The following is a 23692-nucleotide window of genomic DNA, read 5'->3' on the forward strand; positions in this document are numbered from 1 at the left end:
ACGGCAGGGGGTCGGTTGGGGGGAACCGGACGCCGATCTCGCGGGTCACCGCGCGGCCAACGAGGGCACCGTCGCACGGTCTGCATACACTGGCCGGCCGAAACGAGTCGTTCGGCCGGTCCCGGCAGGAAGCAGAGACGACAGGTGACAGAAGCGATCCTCCTGGTCGGCGGCAAAGGCACCCGGCTGCGTCCGCTCACGGTGCACACGCCGAAGCCCATGGTCCCGGCGGCCGGGGTGCCGTTCCTCACGCACCAGCTGGCGCGGGCGAGAGCGGCGGGCGTGGAGCACATCGTGCTCGCGACGAGCTATCTCGCGGAGGTCTTCGAGCCCTACTTCGGCGACGGCGCCTCCCTCGGGCTGCACATCGAGTACGTCACCGAGGAGGAGCCCCTCGGCACGGGCGGCGCCATCCGCAACGTGGCCTCGCGTCTGCACTCCGGTCCCGACGACCCGGTGCTGATCTTCAACGGCGACATCCTGACGGGTCTGGACATCAGGCGGCTCGTGCACACCCACGAGTCGACGGGCGCGGACGTCTCCCTGCACCTCACCAAGGTGACGGACCCGCGCGCCTACGGCCTGGTCCCCACCGACGACACCGGCCGCGTCCTCGCCTTCCTGGAGAAGCCGCAGACGCCGCAGGAGATCGTCACCGACCAGATCAACGCGGGGGCGTACGTCTTCCGCCGCTCGGTCATCGACACGATCCCGGCGGGCCGCCCCGTATCGGTGGAACGCGAGACCTTCCCGGACCTCCTCTCCACCGGGGCCCACCTCCAGGGCATGGTCGACTCCACGTACTGGCTCGACCTCGGCACCCCCGCCGCCTTCGTCCGCGGTTCGGCGGACCTCGTCCTCGGCCGGGCCCCGTCCCCCGCCGTCCCCGGCCGCTGCGGCGACCGCCTGATCCTCCCCACGGCCACGGTCGCCCCGGACGCGAAGCTGACCGGCGGCACGGTGGTCGGCGAGGGCGCGTTCGTGGCGAAGGGCGCGCGGGTCTTCGGCTCGACGATCCTCCCCGGCGCCGTCATCGAACCCGGCGCCGTCATCACCGACTCCCTCATCGGCACCCGGGCCCGAGTGGGCGAACGCTCCATCCTCACCGGCACGGTCATCGGCGACGGCGCGGTGGTCGGCCCCGACAACGAACTCCGCGAGGGAGTGCGCGTGTGGTGCGACGCCCGCATCCCGGCGGGGGCGCTCCGCTTCTCCTCGGACCAGTAGCCCTGCGGCTGGTCAGGGGGCCCTGCCCATGGGGGCTGCGCCCCCGGACCCCCTTGGGACCGTCCCTCGCCTGCGGGCCGGCGGGGGCTGGTCGCGCAGTTCCCCGCGCCCCTGGGGAGTCGCAGTTCCTTCGGGCCGCACAGCTGGGAGGGCGGGCGCAAAGGCACCCCGCCGGCGCGGGTGAGTGAAACCCACCCCCGGCCGGCCGGCCGCCGCACCGGGCACCGAAGCAAACGCCCTTACAGCAGACCGATGTCCACCCGGGGCATCTTCGGCGCCCTGCGCGCAGGTGCCCGACCGCTCAGCAGGATCAAGCGAGCCGCCCGATGCCGCTGCCCGGCGTACGGCTCGAGCAGGCGCAGCATCTCCGCATCGTCGGCATCCCGATCCCCAGCCAGCGCCCACCCCACGATCCCCGGCAGATGCAGGTCCCCGACGGTCACCGCATCCGCCGCCCCATGACTCCGCTGCACGACCTCCGCCGACGTCCAGGGCCCGATCCCCGGCACAACCTCCAACCGCGCCTGAGCCTCACCCGCCGACATCCCCACCCCCTGCTCCAGCCGCGCGGCAACCCGCACGGCCCGCAGAATCGTGGAGGCCCGCTTGTCGTCGACCCCGGCCCGATGCCACTCCCAGGAGGGAATCAGTGCCCAGGTCCGCGGCGCCGGCATCACCCACATCGGCCGCTCGCTCACCCCCGCAGGCCCAGGCGCCCGCTCCCCGAACCTCCGCACCAGCAACCGCCACGCCCGATACGCCTCATCGGTCGTGACCTTCTGCTCCAGCACCGACGGAATCAACGACTCCAGCACCAGCCCGGTCCGCGTCAGCCGCAGCCCCGGCCGCCGATGCCGCGCCAGCGCCACCACCCGGTGCCGCGGCACGAACGCGTCCGGATCATCGGCGGCACCGAGCAGCTCCGGCAGTTGCTCCAGCAGCCACTCGGCACCCGGCCCCCACGCCTCCGCGCGCACCTCACCACCGTGGACGCACACCCGCAGCGTCCCGGGTCCGGCGGGCGTCCGGCAGGCGCGCCACACGGACCCGTCCCGCGTCGCCCGGAACGTCGGATCGGCCGGCCCGCGCCGCAGCGGCCCGACCACCAGCCCGAGATCGAGCGGCCCGTCCGGCACCCAGCTCCGCACCCGCGCGGCGGCCCCCGCACCCTGCCGAGGCACCCCGGAGGGCACGGTGACCTCCCCACCGCGCACGGGCATGGGGGCACCTCCCACGCCCTTGAGGCTGTGGGGGAGTGTGGGCCGCGGAGCGAATCGTCCTGCCACGAATGAGTCCTACGAGTCCGAGTCCTACGAGTCCTGGGGGTGCCGGGTGCCGGTGCCGCGGAGGCTGTCGTCCTACGAGACTAGGTGAGAGCGGGCGGTCGTACGGGACCTCACCGCACCTCGATGAACGCCCCCGCGTCCCGCTCGGGCCGCGGCCTCGGCTCCTCCGCCGGATTCCCGATCGCCACCGCCCCCATCGGGTCCCAGTCCGACGGCAGCCCCAGCACCTCGCGCACCACGTCCCGGCAGAACATCGTCGAGGACACCCACGCCGACCCCAGCCGCTCCCCGGCCAGCGCCACCAGGAAGTTCTGCACGCCCGCTCCGGCCGCGACCACGAACATCTCCCGTTCGGCGCCGTCCCGCCGCGGATCCCCGTAGGTGTGCGAGCCGTCCATGACGAGGCAGGGCACGGCCAGATACGGCGCGTGCCGCAGCACGTCCCCGCGCCGGACCCGCTTGGCGATGGACTCCTCGCTCTTGCCGTCCCGGCGCAGATCCGCGATCCAGGCGTCGCGCATCGCGTCGAGCAGTCGTACCCGCGACTCCTCCGACTCCAGCAGCACGAACCGCCAGGGTGTGGTGTGGTGCGGGGCGGGCGCGGTCACCGCCGCGGCCACCGCACGCCGGACCGCGCCCGGGTCCACGGGGGTGTCGGTGAAGGCCCGCACGGTACGGCGTTGGGTCACCGCCTCCCGTACGGCCTCGGACGTGCCGAGCCGGAACATGTCGTCCTGCGCGGTACGCACCAGCGCCCGCGCCCCCTCACCGTGCTCGTCGGACACGGCCCGGGCCAGTCCGCGCACCACGGCGACCGGCCGTCCCGCCGCCTTGCCCTTGACCAGGTCACCAGCGGCGGCCAGTTCGTCCGCGGTGGCGACGACGGTCGCGCTGAGCGGATTGCCGTACGCGTCCGTGCCCCCGCGCAGATCGTCCAGCACGCGCACCCCGGCGGCGCCGATCGCCACGTCCGTGAGCCCCGAGCGCCAGGGCCGCCCGAAGGTGTCGGTGACGACGACCCCGACGTTGACGCCGAGGGTGTCGCGCAGCCCGTCGCGGATCGCGCGCGCGGAGGCGTCCGGGTCCTCGGGCAGCAACAGCACGGTCCCGGCGGGGGTGTTGGAGGCGTCGACCCCGGCGGCGGCCATGACCAGGCCCTGCCGGTTCTCGACGATGCGCAGCGTGCCGCGCCGGGCCACCACCCGCACGGTCTCGGAGTCGATCGCGGCCTCCCGGTCGGCCGCCTCGACGATCCGCCCCTCGGCCTTGGACACGATCTTGGACGTCACGAGCAGCACGTCCCCGTCGACCAGACCGGGCTCGGTCGCGGCGATCAGCTTGGCGAGATCGTCGCCCTGCTGCACCTCGGGGAGGCCGGGCAGGGCCCAGACCCGGTACTCCGCGCGCTCCTCGCTCACGCTTCCCGCACCTTCTCGGCCAGCGCCAGCGCCTCCCGCGCCATCTGTGCGGTCGCGTCCAGGTCGGTCATCAGCAGCGGTACGGCCCTGCAGCGGATCCCGTCCGCCTCGACCCGCTCGACCGCACCGGCGTCGACGGTGTCGACCAGCCAGCCGTCCAGCAGCCCGGAGCCGTAGTGCTCGGCGACCGCCGCCGCCGTGGACTCCACGCCGACCGCGGCGAGCACCTTGTCGGCCATCCCGCGCACGGGTGCGTCACCGACGATGGGGGAGAGGCCCACCACCGGCACGCCCGCGTCCGCGATCGCCTCCCGGATGCCGGGCACGGCGAGGATCGTGCCGATGGACACGACGGGGTTGGACGGCGGGAAGAGGATGACGTCCGCCTCGGCGATGGCCTCCAGGACGCCGGGCGCGGGCTTGGCCTGCTCGGCGCCGACCGGCACGACCGCCTCGGCCGGGACCGAGGCGCGCAGCCGTACCCAGTACTCCTGGAAATGGATCGCCCTGCGCTCGCCGTCCGTCTCGACCGCCACGTGCGTCTCCACGCGGTCGTCGGTCATCGGAATCAGCCTCACGCCCGGCTTCCAGCGGTCGCACAGCGCCTCGGTGACCGCGCTCAGCGGATAGCCGGCGCCCAGCATCTGCGTCCGCACGATGTGCGTGGCGAAATCCCGGTCGCCGAGCCCGAACCAGTCCGGGCCGACGCCGTAGGCCGCCAGTTCCGCCTTGAGGTGGAAGGTCTCGTCGCTCCGCCCCCAGCCCTGCTCCTCGTTGATGCCGCCACCCAGCGTGTACATCACCGTGTCGAGGTCCGGGCAGACCTTGAGCCCGAAGAGGTGGATGTCGTCACCGGTGTTGCCGATCACCGTGATGTCCGCGTTCGGCGCGGCCCGCTTCAGACCGCGCAGGAACCGGGCACCACCGATGCCGCCTGCCAGAACCACAATGCGCATGGGGCCAAGTCTGGCAGGCGGGTACGACAACGCGTCAGGTGGTCGATCGGCCAGACGGTCATTCGGCCGGACGGTCATTCGGCCGGACGGTCCATCGGCCGGACGGCCATCGGTCGGCCGCCGGCCGGTGATCTGCCAGGCGTCGATCGCTCAGGCGTTCACCGGGCGCGGCTCGGTGCGCGCCTCGCAGTGCTGGGCCGTGTGCATCGGCATCTCGGTCAGGCCCGGGTAGTAGACGTGCAGGCTCACCGCCGGCTCCAGCGCGTCGTTCACCACCTCGTGCACGTACCCGGGCGCGAACACCCGCTGCGCGCCGGGCGTCAGCGCGCGCGTGGCGCGCTCGGTCCGCTCGGTCAGCGTGCCCTCCAGCACGGTGAGGACACCGGAGGAGCGGCCGTGGTCGTGCAGCCCGCTGCCCTGTCCGGGCACCCAGGACAGCAGCCACACCTCGTAGCCGGGGCCGGTGCGCAGCCGGTGGTACCAGCGGGTGGTGGCGTCGTAGCGGACGAGGTGTGCCCACCGGGAGCGGTCGGCGGCGATGGCGCGGGCGAGGCCCACGAACTCGGCCACGGTGGCCGGGTGCTCGCGCGGCGGCTGGAGCAGGTGCGGGACTTCGAGGATGTCGCCGGCGATCTGGAGGTCGTTGTCGCTGTTCATCGGGATGCTGTGATTCCTCGGCGGAAGAGCGGAAGAGCGGGTGCCCTGAACGGGGGGTTCTGCAAAGGAGAAGACGGCCGGGTCACAGGACTCGGCGACAGCCGGAGCGCGTCGGGCTCAACAGCTGGGACAGCAACAACAGCTACAGCGGATCTGGGCAGCACCGAAGGACCCGGCGGTGCGGGTCGAGGTGAGTGCCAAGTTCGCGAGCATGCCCCCTAGGACAGCGGTTCACACTCGCACTGTCAACTCGGCGCCCGGAATGTGGGACATGTTTCACCTCATCCGGTTCATCTGTCAGGTGAAAGGTTTGTTCGCCCGGCCCCGAGGACACATGGCGCACAACCGAGCGCTCAAGTCTCGCGGAACGCGATCGAACGCGGGGGCGTCCTTCTTCGTACAGAGGTCCGTACGGGGTCCGCCGCCCCTCTGGGCCTCGCTTGCATGTCAAGGTATATGGCGATTTGAACACTTTCTGCACGGCCTTGGTTCCGCAGAGTGAATAACGGGCTCAATAGCAGATCTCGGCTTGACTCGCCCGGATCAGCACACTTGTAATTTCACTCGTGTCGTTCAGCCGAAACCGGTAACGGCTATACGGGGACGTGAAAGACAGACGAGGGGCGCACATGACCGAGCTGGTGCAGCAACTGCTGGTCGACGACGCGGACGAGGAACTCGGCTGGCAGGAGCGCGCGCTGTGCGCCCAGACCGACCCCGAGTCCTTCTTCCCCGAGAAGGGCGGCTCCACCAGAGAGGCGAAGAAGGTCTGCCTCGCCTGCGAGGTGCGCTCCGAATGCCTCGAGTACGCCCTCGCCAACGACGAGCGCTTCGGCATCTGGGGCGGCCTGTCCGAGCGTGAGCGCCGCCGCCTGAAGAAGGCCGCCGTCTGAACGCCCGTACACACACAAACTGCGCGAACGGCCCGTTGCCGGTGGGTTATCCACAGGCGGCGGGCCGTCGTCATGCCCAGCCGATAGTGTGGTCGCTCGTCCGAGACGCCCCGCTGCCCCCCGTGGGCACAGGCGTCCACCGCAGTCCATCGAACCGGGGCCCGTACCTCGATGTCCGTGCACAGCCATACGCCAGCCCAAGATCAGGCCGCCACTCCTGAGTTCCCGCGTCATGTGGTGACCGCGGTCCTCGTCTCCCACGACGGCGCCCGCTGGCTGCCCGACGCTCTCGCCGGGCTGCTCGGCCAGGAGCGCCCCGTCCAGTACGCGGTGGCGGCCGACACCGGCAGCGCGGACGACTCCGCCCAGCTGGTCACCGAGGTCCTCGGCGACAACCGCGTGCTGCACCTCGCCCGGCGCACCGGCTTCGGCCAGGCCGTCGAGGAGGCGTGCCGCACCGCCCCGGTCCTCACCCCGGACGAGCTGCCGTACCTCAAGCGCCCCAGCGGCTGGGACCCGGTCACCCGCTCGTGGCGCGACGACGCCTACGACATGCCCGAACTGCCGCACGGTGAGCCCGTCCAGTGGCTGTGGCTGCTGCACGACGACTGCGCACCCGAACCCGACGCCCTCGCCCAGCTGCTCCGCGTCGTCGAGAACGAAATCGAACTGGGCCGGGACGACGTGGCGGTCGTCGGCCCCAAGCTGCGCGGCTGGTACGACCGCAGGCAACTGCTGGAGGTCGGCGTCTCCATCGCCAACTCCGGCCGCCGCTGGACCGGTCTGGACCGCCGCGAACAGGACCAGGGCCAGCACGACCACGTCCGCACCGTGCTCTCCGTCTCCACCGCCGGCATGCTCATCCGCCGCGACGTCTTCGAACAGCTCGGCGGATTCGACCGCCGGCTGCCCCTGATGCGCGACGACGTCGACCTGTGCTGGCGCGCCCACCGGGCCGGACACCGGGTCCTGGTCGCCCCCGAGGCGGTCGTACGGCACGCCGAGGCGGCCTCCCGCGAGCGCCGTACCGTCGACTGCATGGGCCGCACCGCCGCCTCCCCGCACAAGGTCGACAAGGCCGGCGCCGCCTACACCCTCCTCGTCAACACCCGTGCCGCCGCGCTGCCCTGGGTGCTGCTGCGGCTCGTCCTCGGCACCCTCCTGCGGACCGTCGCCTATCTCGTCGGCAAGGTCCCCGGACAGGCCGTCGACGAGATCCGCGGCCTGCTCGGCACCCTGCTGCGACCCGAGCGGATCCTCGCCGGACGGCGCCGCCGCGGACCCTCCCAGATCGACAAGGGCGAACTGCGCCGGCTCTTCCCGCCGCCCGGCGCCACCGTCCGCGCCACCGTGGAACAGATCGCCGGCAACTTCTCCGGCGGCTCCGACAGCGACACCTCCCCGGCCGGCCGGCACGGCGGCGCCGTGGAGTCGGGTCCCGGCGGCGACGACGCCGACTTCCTGGAGATCGAGCAGTTCGCCCGGCTCAAGCGGATCGCCCGCAAGCCCGGCCCGGTGCTCTTCCTGGCCCTGCTCCTGGTCTCCCTCGCCGCCTGCCGCGCCCTGCTCGGCGGCGGCGCGCTCGCGGGCGGCGCCCTGCTGCCCGCCCCGGCCGACGCCGGCGACCTCTGGTCCCGCTTCGCGGACACCTGGCACCCGGTCGGCGCCGGCGGCACCCCGTCCGCACCGCCCTACCTGGCCGTCGTGGCGACGCTCGCGTCGATCCTGTTCGGGTCCACCGGGCTCGCGGTCACCGTCCTGCTGGTCTGCTCGGTGCCGCTGGCCGGCTTCACCGCCTACTTCGCCTCCCGGCCCCTCGTCACCTCCCGCCTGCTGCGCGCCTGGGCGGCCATCGCCTACGCCTTCCTGCCCGCCGCCACCGGCGCCCTGGCAGGGGGCCGCATCGGCACCGCCGTCCTCGCCGTGCTGCTGCCGCTCATCGCACGCGCGGGCGTCGCCGCGAGTGGTCTGGCCAATGCCTCCGGAGCGCGCGGAAGTTGGCGCGCCACCTGGGCGTACGCGTTGCTGCTGACCGTCACCACCGCGTTCACGCCGATCGTCTGGCCCATCGCCCTGATCCTCGGCCTCGGCGTGCTGGTCCTGCGCCGCGGCGACCTCGTCGCCCACGGCCTGCGCTTCCTGGCCCAGCTCGGCACCCCGCTGCTGGTCCTCGCCCCCTGGTCGCTCACCCTGCTCCCGACCGGCTTCTTCAAGGAGGCGGGCCTGGAGTACGGCTCCTCGTCCGCCTCCGCGCTCGACCTGCTCGGCGCGAGCCCGGGCGGCCCCGGCACCGTCCACGGCCTGATGCTCATCGGCATCGTCCTCGCCGCCCTGGCCGCACTCCTGCGCTCCGAACGTCAGTTGGGCATCCGGACCGCCTGGGCGGTCGCCCTGATCGGCCTCGTCTTCGCCGTCCTGTCCAACCACTCCACCTGGGCCGGACCCGCCACCCTCGTCTACGGCATCGCCCTGCTCGCCGCCGCCGCGCTCGGCGCCGACGGGGCACGCGCGCGCGTGGCCGAGCAGAGCTTCGGCTGGCGCCAGCCGGTCGCCGCCCTCATCGCCTTCGCCTCGGCCGCGGGCCCGCTGCTCGTCGCCGCCGGCTGGATGATCCGCGGCGCCGACGGCCCGCTGGAGCGCCGCGACCCGGTGCAGGTCCCCGCGTTCGTCGCCGAGGACGCCACCAACGCCGACCAGGCCCGCACCCTGATCCTCGACAGCGACTCCACCGCGCGCGTGCGCTACACCCTCGTCCGCGGCTCCGGCGCCCGCCTGGGAGACGCCGAACTCACTGCCGCCGACGGTGAGAACGCCAAGCTCGACAAGGTCGTCGCCAACCTCGTCGCCGGCTCCGGCGCCGACCAGGCCGGCCAGCTCGGCGGCTTCACGGTCCGCTACGTCCTCGTCCACAAGGGCGCACCCCGCGAGATCACCCGCGTCCTGGACGCCACGCACGGCCTGAGCAGGCTCAGCCAGCAGAACGGCAGCGCCCTGTGGCGGGTCGACCAGCAGGTCTCCCGCGCCACCATCGTGCCCGCGGGCGGCTCCGGCACCGCCCGGTCCGTCGCCGCCGGACCGGTGGAGATCCACACCACCGTCCCCTCGGCCTCGGGCTCGGGCAGCCGCGTCCTGCGCCTGGCCGACGCCGCCTCCGACGGCTGGACGGCCACCCTGGACGGCAGGCCGCTCACCCGCACCACGGTCGACGGCTGGGCCCAGGGCTTCCAGCTGCCCTCCACCGGCGGCAGGCTGGACGTCACCTACGACGCCCCGGTCACCCACACCGCCTGGCTGTGGACCCAGGGCGCGCTCGCCGTCGTCCTCGTCGTCCTCGCCCTGCCCGGCCGCCGCCGCGACATCGACGACGACCTCCCCGAGGAGCAGCCGCTGCCCGCCCAGGCCACCGCGGGCGAGGGCCGCCGCGCCCGCCGTCTGCGCGCCCAGGCCGAGGAGGCGGCCGACCAGGAACAGCCCGCTGTGCCGCCCGCGCCGGAGGAGGTCCCGGCCGCCGTCCCGCATCAGCAGCAGTACGCCGACTGGGACGCCGCGTCCTACCAGGGCGCCGAGTACGCCGGCTACGGCACCGACCAGTACCAGGGGGCGGGCCAGTACCCGGCCGGCGGCTACGACCAGCAGACGTACCAGCCCGACCCCTACCAGAACGGCCAGTACGACCCCTACGCCTACGGCGGTACCGACGGGCAGATGCCGTACGACCCGACGGCGTACCAGGAGGGCTACGGCCAGGCCCAGCACCCCTACGGCACCGGCAGTGAGCGCCCCGACGGGAGCCAGCAGTGAACCGCACGACCCTGTCCCTGATCGCCGGCACGACCGCACTGGCCGCCGTCACCGCCTTCGCCGCGCTCGACACACCGTCCGCGTCCGGCGCGGGCACCGCCAAGGCGGCCGCCGAGCTGCCCGTGGAGCGCGCCGGCCTGCTGTGCCCCGCGCCCAGCATCTCCGACATCGCCGACACGTCCTACACGTCGTTCACGCCCGTCACCAAGGGCGCGGCGGGCGGCGGCAAAGCCGAACTCCAGGCGGCCGCCGAGCAGTCGGCGGACGGCACGAGCGGCACCAAGACCGGCAAGGACACCAAGAAGAAGGCCGACAAGCCGGTCCTCACCCCGAAGGAACCCGGCACACCGGTCACCGGTGCCACCTCAGGCGCAGACGCGCCCGCGCTGGTCGGCACCGCCGACGGGAAGTTCGCGCCGGGCTGGACCGTCCAGGAGACCACCGAGATCGCCGCGGGCACCGGCCGCGGCCTCCAGGGCCTCAACTGCACCGCCCCGGACACCGAGTTCTGGTTCCCGGGCGCCAGCACGTCCACCGACCGCACCGACTACGTGCACCTCACCAACCCGGACGACTCCGCCGCGGTCGTCGACATCGAGTTGTACGGCAAGGACGGTGCGATCAAGTCCACGGTGCCGGACGGCTTCACGATCCCCCCGCACTCGAGCAAGCCGATCCTCCTGTCCACCCTCACCGACGAGCAGCAGACCGACCTGACCGTGCACGTCAACGTGCGCGGCGGGCGGGTCGGCGCGGCGGTGCAGGCCCTTGACGACAAGGTGGGCGGCGACTGGCTGGCCGCGGCCGCCGACCCGGCCGGCAGCCTGGTCCTGCCCGGCATCCCGAAGGACGCCACCGACGTCCGCCTGATCGCCTTCACGCCCGGCGACGCCGACGCGGACCTGAAGGTCCGCCTGGCCTCGCCCGACGGCCTGATCACCCCGGCCGGGAACGAGACCCTGCACGTCAAGTCCGGCATGACCACCGCGGCCGACCTCGGCGACGTCACCCGCGGCGAGGCGGGCTCCCTGGTCCTGACGCCCACGGACCAGTCGGTCCCGGTCGTGGCGGCCCTGCGCGTGATCCGCGGCAAGGGAGCCAAGCAGGAGACGGCGTTCATCCCCGCCACGGCCCCGGTCGGCACGCGCGCGACGTCGGCCGACAACAGCGGCAAGTCCTCGACCCTCTCCCTGACCGCCCCCAGCGCGACGGTCACGGTCAAGGTCACCGCCTCGGCGGGCAGCGAGGGCGGCACCCCGGTGACGAAGACCTACACGATCAAGTCCGGTACCACCCAGGACATTTCGGCCCCTGCCCCCTCGGGTCTGAAGGGCACGTACGCCCTCACGGTGGAACCCACCTCCGACGCCCCCTTGTACGCCGCCCGCACCCTCTCGGCCACAGAGTCCGGCATCCCCGGCTTCACCATCCAAACCCTCCCGAGCGACCGAGGCCTGGTGGCGGTACCGGAGACGGACGAGGACTTGTCGATACTGCAGAAGTAGCCGGGGGCGACGCAGCTGCGGGCAGTCGTGTGCCCGTAGCTGCAACCCCGCCCTAGTCCTCCCCGTACCGAGGATCCACAGTCTCCGGAGTCAGCCCCAACAACTCGGCCACCTGCTCCACAACCACCTCGTGCACCAGCGCAGCCCGCTCGTCCCGCCCCTTGGTCCGGATCTCCACCGGCCGCCGGTACACCACGACCCGAGCCCGCCGCCCGTCCCGCGCAGGGATGATCCCGCCCAACGGCACAGCCTCGTCGCTCCACCTCTCAGCACCCCGCCCCTCCAGCCGGGGCACCTCGAGAACCAGGAAGTCGATGTCGGCCAGCTGCGGCCACCGCCGCTCAAGACGCTCCACGGAGTCCTGCACCAGGTCCGCGAACACCTCGGCACGGCTGGCCGCCAACGGCACCTGCGGCGGCGCGACAGGCCCCCTCATGCCCCGCCCGTGACGATCACGTCGACGGGGCCCGGGGCCGGCGGCACGGGGCGGTACACGGTTGTCCATCACTGGTGAAGCGTAGTCCCCGCACGCTCCCCCCGCCCGGCGCCCACGCGGCAACCGGCCCCCGACCGCACGGCGACCGGCCAGTGACATCCCCATGTTGCAGGATGACCATTCCGGCCAAGGTCTGGCTCGTTTCCGTAACCCTCCAAGACCGCCGAACTCAAGGCAATTGACGTTGTTTGTACCGAATCATGACCGGACCGAGTCCCGAGCGTCGCCTCGCACAGACCCGTCCATGCAGGTCAGAAAGGCGTGTTCGGAGAGACGTGTGGGGCGTCTCACAGCACGACACGGTGGAGTGACCTGGAGGAGAGTCGTCGCGGCCCGCTCAAGAGTGCGGTACCGTCCAACGTCGTGAGCCCTGTACGTCGCTGTTCGCGAACCGCCTGCGGCCGACCCGCCGTCGCGACGCTGACGTACGTCTACGCCGACTCGACCGCGGTCCTCGGCCCGCTCGCCACCTACGCCGAACCCCACTGCTACGACCTGTGCGCCGAGCACTCCGAGCGCCTCACCGCGCCCCGCGGCTGGGAGGTCGTCCGCCTCCTCGACGGATCCGCTCCCGCGCGGCCCAGCGGCGACGACCTGGAAGCGCTCGCCAACGCCGTGCGCGAGGCTGCCCGCCCCCAGGAGCGCGCGGCCGGGGCGGGCGGCGGAGGGCGTACCGCGGACCCCATGGAGGTCGCCCGCCGCGGCCACCTGCGCGTCCTGCGTTCCCCGGACAACTGAGCCCCGCCCAAAGGCACTCGGCCCTCCGACACCACTCCACGTCACCCCCGCCCCGCGTTACGACTCGGAGGCACCTGAGGGTCCACTTGGTGTCCGCACACCCGCCCCTTACCCCTGACGGGTAGTTTGTGGGCACCCATAGGACTTTCAGGAGGGTTGGCCGTGGCTGCTGATCTGTCGCAGATCGTGAAGGCGTACGACGTACGCGGAGTGGTCCCGGACCAGTGGGACGAGTCGCTGGCCGGCCTCTTCGGCGCCGCCTTCGCCGAGGTGACAGGCGCGGCGGCGATCGTCGTCGGCCACGACATGCGCCCCTCGTCCCCCGCACTGTCCCGCGCTTTCGCGCGCGGCGCGGCGGACCGCGGCGTGGACGTCACCGAGATCGGCCTGTGCTCCACGGACCAGCTGTACTACGCCTCGGGCGCACTGAACCTCCCGGGCGCGATGTTCACGGCCTCCCACAACCCGGCGCAGTACAACGGCATCAAGATGTGCCGCGCGGGCGCCGCCCCCGTCGGCCAGGACACGGGCCTCGCGCAGATCCGCGAACTGGCCGAGCGCTGGCTGGAGTCGGGCGCCCCCGAAGCGGTCGCCGAGCCGGGAACCCTCACCACGCGCGAGACGTTGGAGGATTACGCGGCGCACCTCCGCTCCCTCGTCGACCTGACCTCCATCCGCCCCCTGAAGGTCGTGGTCGACGCCGGCAACGGCATGGGCGGCCACACGGTCCCCACGGTCTTCGCCGGCCTGCCCCTGACCCTCGTCCCGATGTACTTCGAACTGGACGGCACCTTCCCGAACCACGAGGCCAACCCGCTCGACCCGGCCAACATCGTGGACCTGCAGAAGCGGGTCCCGGAGGAAGGCGCCGACCTCGGCATCGCCTTCGACGGCGACGCCGACCGCTGCTTCGTCGTGGACGAGAACGGCGACCCGGTCTCCCCGTCGGCGATCACCGCGCTGGTCGCCGCCCGCGAGTTGGCCCGCAACGGCGGCAAGGGCACGGTCATCCACAACCTGATCACCTCCCGCACGGTCCCGGAGGTGGTGAAGGAGAACGGCGGCACCCCGGTCCGCACCCGCGTCGGCCACTCCTTCATCAAGGCCGAGATGGCCCACTCCGGCGCGATCTTCGGCGGCGAGCACTCCGCCCACTACTACTTCAAGGACTTCTGGAACGCCGACACGGGCATGCTGGCCGCCCTGCACGTCCTCGCGGCCCTCGGCGGCCAGGACGGCCCCCTGTCCGCCCTCGTCGCCCAGTACGACCGCTACGCGGGCTCCGGCGAGATCAACTCCACGGTCGCCGACCAGGCGGCCCGCCTCGCCGCGATCCGCGCCGCCTACGAGGGCCGCCCCGGCATCACCCTCGACGACCTCGACGGCCTCACGGTCTCCGCCGCCGACTGGTGGTTCAACGTCCGACCGTCCAACACGGAACCCCTCCTCCGCCTGAATGCGGAGGCCAAGGAGGAGGCAACGATGACCAAGATCCGCGACGAGGCACTGGCGATCATCAGGGCCTGACCCACGAGACCCGCCCCTTCAGCCCACCCGAGCCGAGACGCCGGGACCTCGCTTCTCGGCCGACCGAGACGAGTGGGCGGGTGGGCAAAAATCCGGCACCCAGGGGGCAGAGCCCCCTGGGTGCCATGCAAGCCCAGCTCAACCCACCCACCAGCGGTACGCTGACCGCACATCAGCAAAGCCGTCCCCCCGAAGGGAAACCCCATGCCGCTCGAAGCCGGCCTCCTGGAGATCCTCGCCTGCCCGGCCTGCCACGCCCCCCTCAAGGAGCAGGACACCGAGCTGATCTGCACCGGCCAGGACTGCGGCCTGGCGTACCCCGTCCGCGACGGCATCCCGGTCCTGCTCGTCGACGAGGCCCGCCGCCCCGCGTAAGAGGCCCACCGCCCCGCAACGCGAAGCGCCCACCCTCGCGCTCGACCCCCGCACAGGATCCCCGGCGATCGGAGGCTGCCGCCCATGCTCGACGAATCGCTGCTCGACGCCCCGGAGGGCCTCGCCGAGGCCGACCGCCGAGGCCTCCTCCGCGGCGCGGCGGAGGCCGGCGCCCGCGTCCGCACCGCGGCCCGGCACGCCACAGAGGCCGGCGTCGGCGACCTCAAGCCCGACGGCCGGCCCCGCGCCGTCCTGATCGCGGGCCCGGGAGCAGCCGCCACCCACACGGCCGACTTCATCAGCAGCCTCGCCGGCCCCGGCAGCCCCGTCACCCGATTGGCCCCGACCGGCGTCGCTCCGGCCGCAGGCGCCCTGCGCTGGGAGCTCCCGGGCTGGGCCGGCTCCGTGGACCTCGTGCTGATCGCCACCCCGGACGGCACCGAACCCAGCCTCTCCATGCTCGCCGAGCAGGCCTACCGCCGCGGCTGCTCGGTCGTCGCCGTAGCCCCCGCCGGCACCCCGCTCGCCGAGGCGATGGCCGGCGCGCACGGCCTGTTCGTACCGATGGCGACGGCACCGTACGACCAGGAAGAACCCCTCGCAGCGTCCTCCCCGGGTGTCTTCTGGGCCCTGCTCACCCCGCTGCTGGCCCTCCTCGACCGCATCGGCCTGCTCACCGCCCCGCCGGACGCCCTGGAGAAGGTCGCCGACCGCCTGGACCACATCGCCGAACGCTGCGGCCCGGCCATCGCGACCTACAGCAACCCGGCCAAGACCCTGGCCGCCGAGCTCGCCGACGCGCTGCCCGTCGTATGGACGGAGGGCAGCTCGGCCGGGCCCGCGGGCCGCCGTTTCTCCGCCGCCCTCGCCGAACTGGCCGGCCGCCCCGCCCTGGTCGCCGAACTCCCCGAGGCACTCGCCGCGCACAGCGCCCTGCTGGCCGGTCCCCTCGCGGCCAGCGCCGACCCCGAGGACTTCTTCCGCGACCGCGTGGAGGAGACGCCCGCGCTGCACGCGCGCGTGGTGCTGCTCCGCGACCGCCCGATCGGCGGCCTCACCGCTGCTCCCGGCGCCCGTGACCTGGCCCTCAGCCACGACACGCCGATCAGCGAGCTGGAACCGGAGGAGGGCGGCGATCTCGAGACCCTCGCGGAACTGATCGCCATCACGGATTTCGCCGCCGTTTACCTGGCGCTCGCTTCCGGGGCCTGATCTTGCTCCAGGTCGTCCGACCCGCGGCTTCCACCGGCGCGGGACCGGCGACGGCGCCGGCCGAGCAGCGTACGTAACGGAGACAGAGAAACCACATGGACCGCCTCGACAACACCGTCCGCCCCTACGCCTGGGGTTCCACCACCGCCATCCCACACCTGCTCGGCGTGGAGCCGACCGGCGAACCACAGGCGGAGATGTGGATGGGAGCGCACCCGGGTGCTCCCTCACGCACCGCGCGCGGGACGCTCGTCGAGGTCGTCGACGCGGACCCGGAGAAGGAACTCGGAGCGGAGGCGGTCGCCAGGTTCGGCCCCCACCTGCCCTTCCTGCTCAAGATCCTCGCCGCCGGTGCCCCCCTCTCCCTCCAGGTGCACCCCGACCTGGCACAGGCCAAGGAGGGCTACGCCGACGAGGAGCGGCGCGGCGTCCCTGTGGACGCGCCGCACCGCAACTACAAGGACGCCAACCACAAGCCGGAACTGATCTGCGCGCTCACCGAGTTCGACGGCCTGTGCGGCTTCCGAGACCCGGTCCAAGCGGCCGGCCTGCTCGACGGACTCGGCGTCGACTCCCTGAAGCCGTACGTCGACCTGCTGCACGCCCACCCCGAGGACGCGGCCCTGCGCGAGGTCCTCACGGCCGTCCTCAGCGCCGACCCGAAGGAGATGGCCCACACGGTCGCCGAGGCCACCGCAGCCTGCACCCGCCTCGGCGGCGACTACGCGCCCTACGCCGACCTCGCCCACCACTACCCGGGCGACCCCGGCGTCATCGCGGCCATGCTGCTCAACTACGTCCGTCTGCAGCCCGGCGAGGCCCTGTTCCTCGGCGCCGGCATCCCGCACGCCTACCTCAACGGCCTCGGCGTCGAGATCATGGCCAACTCCGACAACGTCCTGCGCTGCGGCCTGACCCCCAAGCACGTCGACGTCCCCGAACTCCTTCGCGTCGTCCGCTTCGAGGCCGGCGACCCGGGCGTGCTGCGCCCCGAGGCCTCCCCGGACGGCGAGGAGGTCTACGAGACGCCGATCGACGAGTTCCGGCTCTCCCGGTACGTGCTCCCCGAGGGCGGCACCACCCACGACCTCACCCTGCGCACCCCGCAGATCCTGCTCTGCACGGCCGGTTCCGTCCGGGCGGGCGAACACGGACTCGCCCCCGGCCAGTCGGTCTTCGTCCCCGCCGGCGAGAAGGCCGAGGTGTCCGGCGCCGGCACGGTCTTCCGCGCCACTGTGATCGTATGACCGGGGCTGTGGACACCTGAGGCACCGCCGCCCGGCCGGGCTGCAAGAATGGCCCACCGGCAAAGCACGGGCAAAGCCGGGCACACGCCCGGACGGCGTGGACGGACGAGGGCGAAGGGACAACGCGGACACATGAGCGCGTCAGGCGGTACCAAAGCGATCGTGGCGGCACTCGGCGCCAACCTCGCGATCGCGGCATCGAAGTTCGTGGCGTTCGCGTTCAGTGGCTCCTCGTCGATGCTCGCCGAGGGCGTCCACTCGCTCGCCGACTCGGGGAACCAGTTCCTGCTCCTGATCGGCGGCAAGAAGGCCCAGCGCGAGGCGACCCCGCAGCACCCCTTCGGCTACGGCCGCGAGCGGTACATCTACGCCTTCCTCGTCTCGATCGTCCTGTTCTCCGTCGGCGGCATGTTCGCCATCTACGAGGGCTACGAGAAGATCGTCCACCCGCACGAGGTCGAGCACTGGTACTGGCCGATGGGCGTCCTCGTCTTCGCGATCATCGCCGAGGGCTTCTCCTTCCGCACGGCCATCAAGGAGTCGAACGAGCTGCGGGGCAAGCTGTCCTGGTCGCAGTTCATCCGCCACGCCAAGGCGCCGGAACTGCCCGTCGTCCTGCTGGAGGACTTCGGCGCGCTCATCGGCCTGGTCCTCGCCTTCTTCGGCGTCGGTCTCGCCCTGCTCACCGGCAACGGCGTCTGGGACGGCATCGGCACGGTCTGCATCGGCGTCCTGCTCGTCCTGATCGCCCTCGTCCTGGCCGCCGAGACCAAGTCGCTGCTGCTCGGCGAGGCCGCGGGCATCGAGGAGGTCAAGAAGATCGAGGCCGCGATCGTCGACGGCGACACCGTCACCGGCGTCATCCACATGCGCACGCTCCACCTCGGCCCCGAGGAACTGCTGATCGCCGCCAAGATCGCCGTCCAGCACGACGACACGGCCGCCGAGATCGCGAACGCCATCGACGCGGCCGAGGCCCGCATCCGCGCCGCCGTCCCCATCGCCCGGGTCATCTACCTGGAGCCGGACATCTACAGTGAGGCCGAAGCCGCCAAGGGCCCGGACCCGGAGGCGACCCCGGGCGGCCCGACCCCGCACCCGGTCGGTCACTGAGGAGCCCACCCCCGAGTCGGCTCCACGGGCCGGGGCGCCGACGGCACCGCCGGTGTCCTTCGCCACGCTCGCGGTGAACTCGCCGTGCGGTAACTCTTGCGCGGTCAGGAGAGAAACCGGTGCGGATCCGGGGGAACGAGCACCCCACCGCCGACGCAAAGATGCGAAAGTCCCCTTTCGTACCGGGCTGCGGCCTCCCGCCCACGCTTTCCCGTCGCCTGCCCACCCGCCGCGAAACCCCGCGCCGGCCCCCGGTCACGTCTCCGGAACGACCTGAACTGTTCGCATGCGGACTGGGGGCGGCCCGGCCCTCCGGTGTAGCTTGGGACGGAGCCAGACGTCGCTGCTGATGGCGGTCGGGCGGTCCCAACGCGGACCGACCGAGGGAGAGAGGGCCTCCGACGGACTGCGCTGCGCGTACGTGGGCATGCCTGTGCCTGTTCTCGGGCACCCCTGTGTCCGCCGCCGCGCAGACCAGCCGTAACCACCTCGACCCAACCCCGAGGAGCAGCTCGCAATGACGACTGTCGACAACCGACAGGACTTCAAGGTCGCCGACCTCTCCCTGGCCGAGTTCGGCCGCAAGGAGATCACCCTCGCCGAGCACGAGATGCCGGGCCTCATGGCGATCCGCAAGGAGTACGCCGAGGCGCAGCCCCTCGCCGGCGCCCGTGTCACCGGCTCCCTGCACATGACCGTGCAGACCGCCGTGCTCATCGAGACCCTCGTCGCCCTGGGCGCGCAGGTCCGCTGGGCGTCCTGCAACATCTTCTCCACCCAGGACCACGCGGCCGCCGCCATCGCCGTCGGCCCGAACGGCACGCCCGACAACCCGCAGGGCGTCCCGGTCTTCGCCTGGAAGGGCGAGACCCTGGATGAGTACTGGTGGTGCACCGAGCAGGCGCTGACCTGGCCGGACAGCCCCACCGGCGGCCCGAACATGATCCTGGACGACGGCGGTGACGCCACCCTCCTCGTCCACAAGGGCGTCGAGTACGAGAAGGACGGTAAGGTCCCCGGCCTGGAGACCGCCGAGTCCGACGAGCACCGCGTCATCCTCCAGCTGCTGCACCGCACCCTGGGCGAGAACCCCCAGAAGTGGACCCAGCTGGCCTCCGAGATCCGCGGCGTCACCGAGGAGACCACCACCGGCGTCCACCGCCTGTACGAGATGCAGCGCGACGGCGTCCTCCTCTTCCCGGCGATCAACGTCAACGACGCCGTCACCAAGTCGAAGTTCGACAACAAGTACGGCTGCCGCCACTCCCTGGTCGACGGCATCAACCGCGCCACCGACGTCCTGATCGGCGGCAAGACCGCCGTCGTCTGCGGCTACGGCGACGTCGGCAAGGGCTGCGCGGAGTCCCTGCGCGGCCAGGGCGCCCGCGTGATCGTCACCGAGATCGACCCGATCTGCGCCCTGCAGGCGGCGATGGACGGCTACCAGGTCACGACCCTCGACGAGGTCGTCGACAAGGCCGACATCTTCATCACCACGACCGGCAACAAGGACATCATCATGGCCTCGGACATGGCCAAGATGAAGCACCAGGCCATCGTCGGCAACATCGGCCACTTCGACAACGAGATCGACATGGCCGGTCTCGCCAAGGTCCCCGGCATCGTCAAGGACGAGGTCAAGCCGCAGGTCCACACCTGGAAGTTCCCCGACGGCAAGGTGATCATCGTGCTGTCCGAGGGCCGGCTGCTGAACCTGGGCAACGCCACCGGTCACCCGTCGTTCGTGATGTCCAACTCCTTCGCGGACCAGACCCTGGCCCAGATCGAGCTGTTCACCAAGCCCGACGAGTACCCGACCGGCGTCTACACGCTGCCCAAGCACCTCGACGAGAAGGTCGCCCGCCTCCACCTGGACGCGCTCGGCGTGAAGCTCACCAAGCTGCGCCCCGAGCAGGCCGCGTACATCGGCGTGGAGGTCGACGGCCCGTACAAGTCGGACCACTACCGCTACTGATCCGCAGGTCCGCAGCTAGTTCCTCCGAGGCAGGCCCCCGCACCCCCGTGCCGGGGGCCTGCCCCTTTGGCCTCAGGCCGGACCAGCCCGTCAAGCCCCAGGACCCCCATGCCCCGCGGCCGCTATTCGCTCCACGATCCGCACGATCACACCCCCCTCGCAGAAGAGCATTTCCAGTGCGCCCCCGGCCCGTCGGGCTGGCGCTACGTCTCCCAGCTGACCAGCCCCGCGGGCGACCACATCGGCTCGGTCGACCTCGCCCTGGACGGCCTCGGCCGCCCCATCCGCCTCGAACTCCACGCGGGAGGCTGGCAGGTGCGTGGCGCCGCCCTCGACGGCGTCACCTGGGTCCGCACCGACCCGACCGGAACTCATGCCACCGAAGGCAATGTGCGCGCCCACGCCTTCACCGGCACGTCCCCCGCGTTCCTCGTCGCCACCGCCCGTCTGCTTCGCCTCACCCCCTCGTCCCCGACCACCCGCGTACGCCTTGTGGCCTTCACGGACCCGGTCCTCGCCCCCCGCACCATGGACCAGTCCTGGGCCTTGGTGAACAGCGAAGCACACGCCACTGACAACGGCCCCCTGACCGTGGACGAATACCAGGTCACAGCCCTGGACACGGGCGAACAGCACGCCGTGCACATCGCCGGGGACGTGGTCCTGTCCGCGCCCGGAATCGAGCTGGAAGACCTCCAGTCACCGCCGTCGAGATTCGACTGAGCCGGCGCCGCCCGATCCGGCGGCGCGACGCGCCTGCTAGGCCGGCGGAGCGAATCCGGTGGAACCGGAACCCGTGCCCGGCCGGTCGGAGCGCGGCTCGTCCTGCTGCGTCGAGGCGGGCGGCGCGACCGGGGCCTGAGACTGTGGCACGCCCGGTGCCTGGAACGGGCCGGCCTGCCCAGAGCCCTGCGGCCAGACCGGGGCCTGCGGCTGATACCCGTTCGCCACGGGCGCCTGAGGCACCGGCGGAGGACAGTCACCGGGCACAGCAACACCGGCCGCGCCGGGCGCGAAGCCGGAGGGCGTACCACCCGCTACGACGGGCCCCGGGCCCCCGAAGGCCTGCCGCGCCTCGCGAGCCTGCCGCTCATGGACCACAGCCGCCAGGAAAGCGGCCGGGTGCACGCCCTGCGGCGCCGGAGCCCCCGTACGAGCCACGAGATCGGCCGCGAACCGCTGCCCCATGTCCCAGGACACCTGAGGGTCGAGCTGCTGCATCCGCGTCAGGTACTGCCGGACGGCAAGCCACAGCCCATCCGGTACGGCCGACAGGTCCAGCTCGGCGAACCGCCCCGCGAGCCCTGGCGGAGGCGGAGGCACGAGGCCGGCCCGACCCACGGGAATCCGCTCCCGTACGACCAGGGTGCCCGCGAAGACGTCCCCGAGCCGCCGGCCCCGTGCCGACACCAGCGAGGCGATGCAGGCCACGATCCCGAACGTCATCAGGATCTCGACCACACCGATCGCGCCACGCACCAGCGCGTGCCGGAACCGGATGGGTCCACCGTCGTCCCGCACCACCCGCAGCCCGAACGCCAGCTTCCCGAGCGAGCGCCCGTGACTGAGCGTCTCCACCGCTATCGGACCGCCGACCAGCACCAACATGAAGGTCGCGATGGACAGCGCGAGCTGGGCCGCCTCGTCCAACGAGGCAGTCGCGGCCACCAGCGCGACGGTCACGCCGATGTACACGAGCACCGCCACGACCAGGTCCAGCAACACCGCCAACGCCCTGCTCGGCAGTTTGGCCGGGCGCAGTTCCAGCGCCACCGCCTCACCGGTCACCAGCTCACTCACGCCCGCCGTCCTTCCCCTGGTCTGCCCCGTGAAGCGCAAGTCTGCCAAGCTGAGGGCGCATCGCGCCGCAGTAAGACAAGCTGACAGCATCACGAGCCTCCACCACGAGCAGTGGACGACCAGCCGAGGAGCAGGCAGACCCGATGGACCTGGACGTCTTCGTCTCCGCACACCGAGCCGAATGGGACCGCCTCGACGCCCTGCTCCGCCGCCAGCGCCGCCTCAACGGCGCCGAGGCCGACGAACTCGTCGCCCTCTACCAGCGCACGGCCACCCACCTGTCCCTCATCCAGTCCAGCGCTCCGGATCCGCAGCTGACGGGACGGCTCAGCCAACTCGTGGCACGCGCGCGCAGCGCCGTCACCGGAACCCGCCGCGCCTCATGGCGCGACGTCACGCGTTTCCTCGGCCAGGGATTTCCCGCCGCGGTCTATCGCGCGCGCCACTGGTGGGTGCCCACCGCGCTCATCTCCACCGTCATCGCGATCCTCCTGGGCTGGTGGATAGGCACCCACCCGGAGGTGCAGTCGGCCATCGCGGCCCCCAGCCAGCTGCGCGAGCTGACGCGACCCGGCGGCGAGTACGAGACGTACTACTCGAGCCACCCCGCGGCCTCCTTCGCCGCCCAGGTGTGGACGAACAACGCCCGGGCCGCCGCGATGTGCCTGGTCCTGGGCGTCTTCCTCGGTCTGCCCGTGCTCTGGATCCTCTTCGAGAACATGCTCAACCTGGGCGTCGGCATCGGTCTGATGTCCTCCGCCGGCCGCCTCGACACGTTCCTCGGCCTGATCCTCCCGCACGGCCTGCTCGAACTGACCGCGGTCTTCGTCGCCGCGGGCACCGGTCTCCGCCTCGGTTGGACCGTCCTCGACCCGGGCCCCCGAAGCCGCCGCACCGCACTCGCCGAGGAGGGCCGGGCCGCCGTGGGCATGGCGATAGGCCTCGCCCTGGTCCTGTTCGTCTCCGGTGCCATCGAAGGCTTCGTCACCCCGTCCGGCCTCCCCACCTGGGCCCGCATCGGCATCGGGGTCGCGGTCGAGGTGGCCTTCCTGGCGTACGTCTACATCCTCGGCGGCCGCGCGGTACGCGCCGGCGAGACGGGCGACCTCGAAGCGGCCGAACGCAGCGCGAGCATCCCAACGGCCGCCTGATGTGCGTCCGGGGCCTGTGAGCTGCTAGTCTCCTCTTCGCCCCGCAAGACCTGTTGACACGGGTGGAGTGGGGAGGTAGATTCAATGAGTTGCCTAGAGCTGGACAAGTTCAGGGCTGATCGTTTAGAATCTGTCTGCTTCCCGAGGCGTCGCGACCGTGACCCAGAGAAGCACCCCCGACTTACTACTCAGAAATGAGCGGCCGGTCAGACCGGCCAAAAACTTCTGATAAAGTCGGAACCGCCGGAAAGGAAACCGCGAGAGCGGAAACCTGGAAAGCACCGAGGAAATCGGATCGAGAAAAGATCTGATAGA

At 72.1% G+C, this 23692-nt stretch carries 19 protein-coding genes; 13 read left to right on the plus strand and 6 right to left on the minus strand.

The features are described 5' to 3' along the window. The first annotated feature begins 144 nt into the window (after positions 1–144). Positions 145–1227: a sugar phosphate nucleotidyltransferase gene (locus ACWC5O_RS38315; protein ID WP_450591033.1), complete on the plus strand. Its 1083-nt coding sequence runs from the start codon at positions 145–147 to the stop codon at positions 1225–1227. A 239-nt stretch (positions 1228–1466) separates the two neighbouring features. On the opposite strand, the gene ACWC5O_RS38320 is transcribed toward ACWC5O_RS38315, so the two are convergent. The 4 genes from ACWC5O_RS38320 to ACWC5O_RS38335 all read right to left on the minus strand — a co-directional run bounded on the left by ACWC5O_RS38320 (position 1467) and on the right by ACWC5O_RS38335 (position 5544). After that, a complete protein-coding gene (locus ACWC5O_RS38320; protein ID WP_450591032.1) occupies positions 1467–2513 on the minus strand; it encodes a DNA-3-methyladenine glycosylase family protein in 1047 nt (348 codons plus the stop codon). 110 nt (positions 2514–2623) lie between these two features. Beyond that, positions 2624–3931: a coenzyme F420-0:L-glutamate ligase gene (locus ACWC5O_RS38325; protein WP_450591031.1), complete on the minus strand. Its 1308-nt coding sequence runs from the start codon at positions 3929–3931 to the stop codon at positions 2624–2626. Next, entirely contained in the window at positions 3928–4887 is a 960-nt protein-coding gene (cofD, locus tag ACWC5O_RS38330) for a 2-phospho-L-lactate transferase (RefSeq protein WP_450591030.1), read from the minus strand. Before cofD ends, ACWC5O_RS38325 begins: the two co-directional genes overlap by 4 nt. A 150-nt stretch (positions 4888–5037) precedes the next feature. After that, positions 5038–5544 carry a cysteine dioxygenase gene (locus tag ACWC5O_RS38335; protein WP_450591028.1) on the minus strand — a complete coding sequence of 169 codons (507 nt, stop codon included), beginning with the start codon at positions 5542–5544 and terminating at the stop codon, positions 5038–5040. Between the two features lie 629 nt (positions 5545–6173). On the opposite strand from ACWC5O_RS38335, the gene ACWC5O_RS38340 reads away from it, so the two are divergent. From ACWC5O_RS38340 to ACWC5O_RS38350, 3 genes are all read left to right on the plus strand, one after another. Next, positions 6174–6437: a WhiB family transcriptional regulator gene (locus ACWC5O_RS38340; RefSeq protein ID WP_003975777.1), complete on the plus strand. Its 264-nt coding sequence runs from the start codon at positions 6174–6176 to the stop codon at positions 6435–6437. Positions 6438–6608: 171 nt separating this feature from the next. Continuing rightward, entirely contained in the window at positions 6609–10238 is a 3630-nt protein-coding gene (locus ACWC5O_RS38345) for a glycosyltransferase (protein ID WP_450591026.1), read from the plus strand. After that, entirely contained in the window at positions 10235–11743 is a 1509-nt protein-coding gene (locus tag ACWC5O_RS38350; RefSeq protein WP_450591025.1) for a DUF5719 family protein, read from the plus strand. Before ACWC5O_RS38345 ends, ACWC5O_RS38350 begins: the two co-directional genes overlap by 4 nt. A gap of 52 nt (positions 11744–11795) precedes the next feature. Here ACWC5O_RS38350 and ACWC5O_RS38355 read toward each other — a convergent pair whose 3' ends face one another. After that, positions 11796–12179 carry a metallopeptidase family protein gene (locus tag ACWC5O_RS38355; RefSeq protein ID WP_450591023.1) on the minus strand — a complete coding sequence of 128 codons (384 nt, stop codon included), beginning with the start codon at positions 12177–12179 and terminating at the stop codon, positions 11796–11798. 372 nt (positions 12180–12551) lie between these two features. On the opposite strand from ACWC5O_RS38355, the gene ACWC5O_RS38360 reads away from it, so the two are divergent. The 8 genes from ACWC5O_RS38360 (at position 12552) to ACWC5O_RS38395 (ending at position 21149) form a co-directional block, all read left to right on the plus strand. Continuing rightward, the gene (locus ACWC5O_RS38360) at positions 12552–12977 is read left to right on the plus strand and encodes a DUF3499 domain-containing protein (RefSeq protein WP_450591096.1); all 426 of its coding nucleotides are present in this window, start codon (positions 12552–12554) and stop codon (positions 12975–12977) included. 162 nt (positions 12978–13139) lie between these two features. Then, complete coding sequence (locus ACWC5O_RS38365; protein WP_450591021.1) at positions 13140–14504, plus strand: phosphomannomutase/phosphoglucomutase; 1365 nt, start codon at positions 13140–13142, stop codon at positions 14502–14504. 204 nt (positions 14505–14708) lie between these two features. Continuing rightward, complete coding sequence (locus tag ACWC5O_RS38370) at positions 14709–14879, plus strand: Trm112 family protein (protein WP_007382472.1); 171 nt, start codon at positions 14709–14711, stop codon at positions 14877–14879. Between the two features lie 84 nt (positions 14880–14963). Further along, a complete protein-coding gene (locus ACWC5O_RS38375; RefSeq protein WP_450591020.1) occupies positions 14964–16091 on the plus strand; it encodes an SIS domain-containing protein in 1128 nt (375 codons plus the stop codon). A 95-nt stretch (positions 16092–16186) separates the two neighbouring features. Further along, the gene (manA, locus tag ACWC5O_RS38380; protein ID WP_450591019.1) at positions 16187–17338 is read left to right on the plus strand and encodes a mannose-6-phosphate isomerase, class I; all 1152 of its coding nucleotides are present in this window, start codon (positions 16187–16189) and stop codon (positions 17336–17338) included. A 132-nt stretch (positions 17339–17470) separates the two neighbouring features. Further along, positions 17471–18451 carry a cation diffusion facilitator family transporter gene (locus ACWC5O_RS38385; protein WP_450591018.1) on the plus strand — a complete coding sequence of 327 codons (981 nt, stop codon included), beginning with the start codon at positions 17471–17473 and terminating at the stop codon, positions 18449–18451. 517 nt (positions 18452–18968) lie between these two features. Beyond that, entirely contained in the window at positions 18969–20426 is a 1458-nt protein-coding gene (ahcY, locus tag ACWC5O_RS38390) for an adenosylhomocysteinase (protein ID WP_450591017.1), read from the plus strand. Between the two features lie 108 nt (positions 20427–20534). Continuing rightward, positions 20535–21149, plus strand: coding sequence for a hypothetical protein (locus ACWC5O_RS38395; RefSeq protein WP_450591015.1), 615 nt, complete (start codon positions 20535–20537; stop codon positions 21147–21149). 36 nt (positions 21150–21185) lie between these two features. Here ACWC5O_RS38395 and ACWC5O_RS38400 read toward each other — a convergent pair whose 3' ends face one another. Then, the gene (locus ACWC5O_RS38400; RefSeq protein ID WP_450591014.1) at positions 21186–22226 is read right to left on the minus strand and encodes an RDD family protein; all 1041 of its coding nucleotides are present in this window, start codon (positions 22224–22226) and stop codon (positions 21186–21188) included. A 143-nt stretch (positions 22227–22369) separates the two neighbouring features. Between ACWC5O_RS38400 and ACWC5O_RS38405 the strand changes: the two genes are divergently transcribed. Next, on the plus strand, positions 22370–23377 hold the full coding sequence (locus ACWC5O_RS38405; protein ID WP_450591013.1) for a stage II sporulation protein M: 1008 nt from the start codon (positions 22370–22372) through the stop codon (positions 23375–23377). The last annotated feature ends 315 nt before the right edge of the window (positions 23378–23692 follow it).

It is taken from the genome of Streptomyces sp. NPDC001450, from assembly GCF_053597295.1.

Coding starts and splice junctions, on each gene's coding strand:
- cofD (WP_450591030.1), bottom strand. CDS start 4,887: ATGCGCATTGTGGTTCTGGCAGGCGGCATCGGTGGTGCCCGGTTCCTG.
- ACWC5O_RS38335 (WP_450591028.1), bottom strand. CDS start 5,544: ATGAACAGCGACAACGACCTCCAGATCGCCGGCGACATCCTCGAAGTC.
- ACWC5O_RS38340 (WP_003975777.1), top strand. CDS start 6,174: ATGACCGAGCTGGTGCAGCAACTGCTGGTCGACGACGCGGACGAGGAA.
- ACWC5O_RS38345 (WP_450591026.1), top strand. CDS start 6,609: ATGTCCGTGCACAGCCATACGCCAGCCCAAGATCAGGCCGCCACTCCT.
- ACWC5O_RS38355 (WP_450591023.1), bottom strand. CDS start 12,179: ATGAGGGGGCCTGTCGCGCCGCCGCAGGTGCCGTTGGCGGCCAGCCGT.
- ACWC5O_RS38370 (WP_007382472.1), top strand. CDS start 14,709: ATGCCGCTCGAAGCCGGCCTCCTGGAGATCCTCGCCTGCCCGGCCTGC.
- ACWC5O_RS38375 (WP_450591020.1), top strand. CDS start 14,964: ATGCTCGACGAATCGCTGCTCGACGCCCCGGAGGGCCTCGCCGAGGCC.
- manA (WP_450591019.1), top strand. CDS start 16,187: ATGGACCGCCTCGACAACACCGTCCGCCCCTACGCCTGGGGTTCCACC.
- ACWC5O_RS38385 (WP_450591018.1), top strand. CDS start 17,471: ATGAGCGCGTCAGGCGGTACCAAAGCGATCGTGGCGGCACTCGGCGCC.
- ahcY (WP_450591017.1), top strand. CDS start 18,969: ATGACGACTGTCGACAACCGACAGGACTTCAAGGTCGCCGACCTCTCC.
- ACWC5O_RS38395 (WP_450591015.1), top strand. CDS start 20,535: ATGCCCCGCGGCCGCTATTCGCTCCACGATCCGCACGATCACACCCCC.
- ACWC5O_RS38405 (WP_450591013.1), top strand. CDS start 22,370: ATGGACCTGGACGTCTTCGTCTCCGCACACCGAGCCGAATGGGACCGC.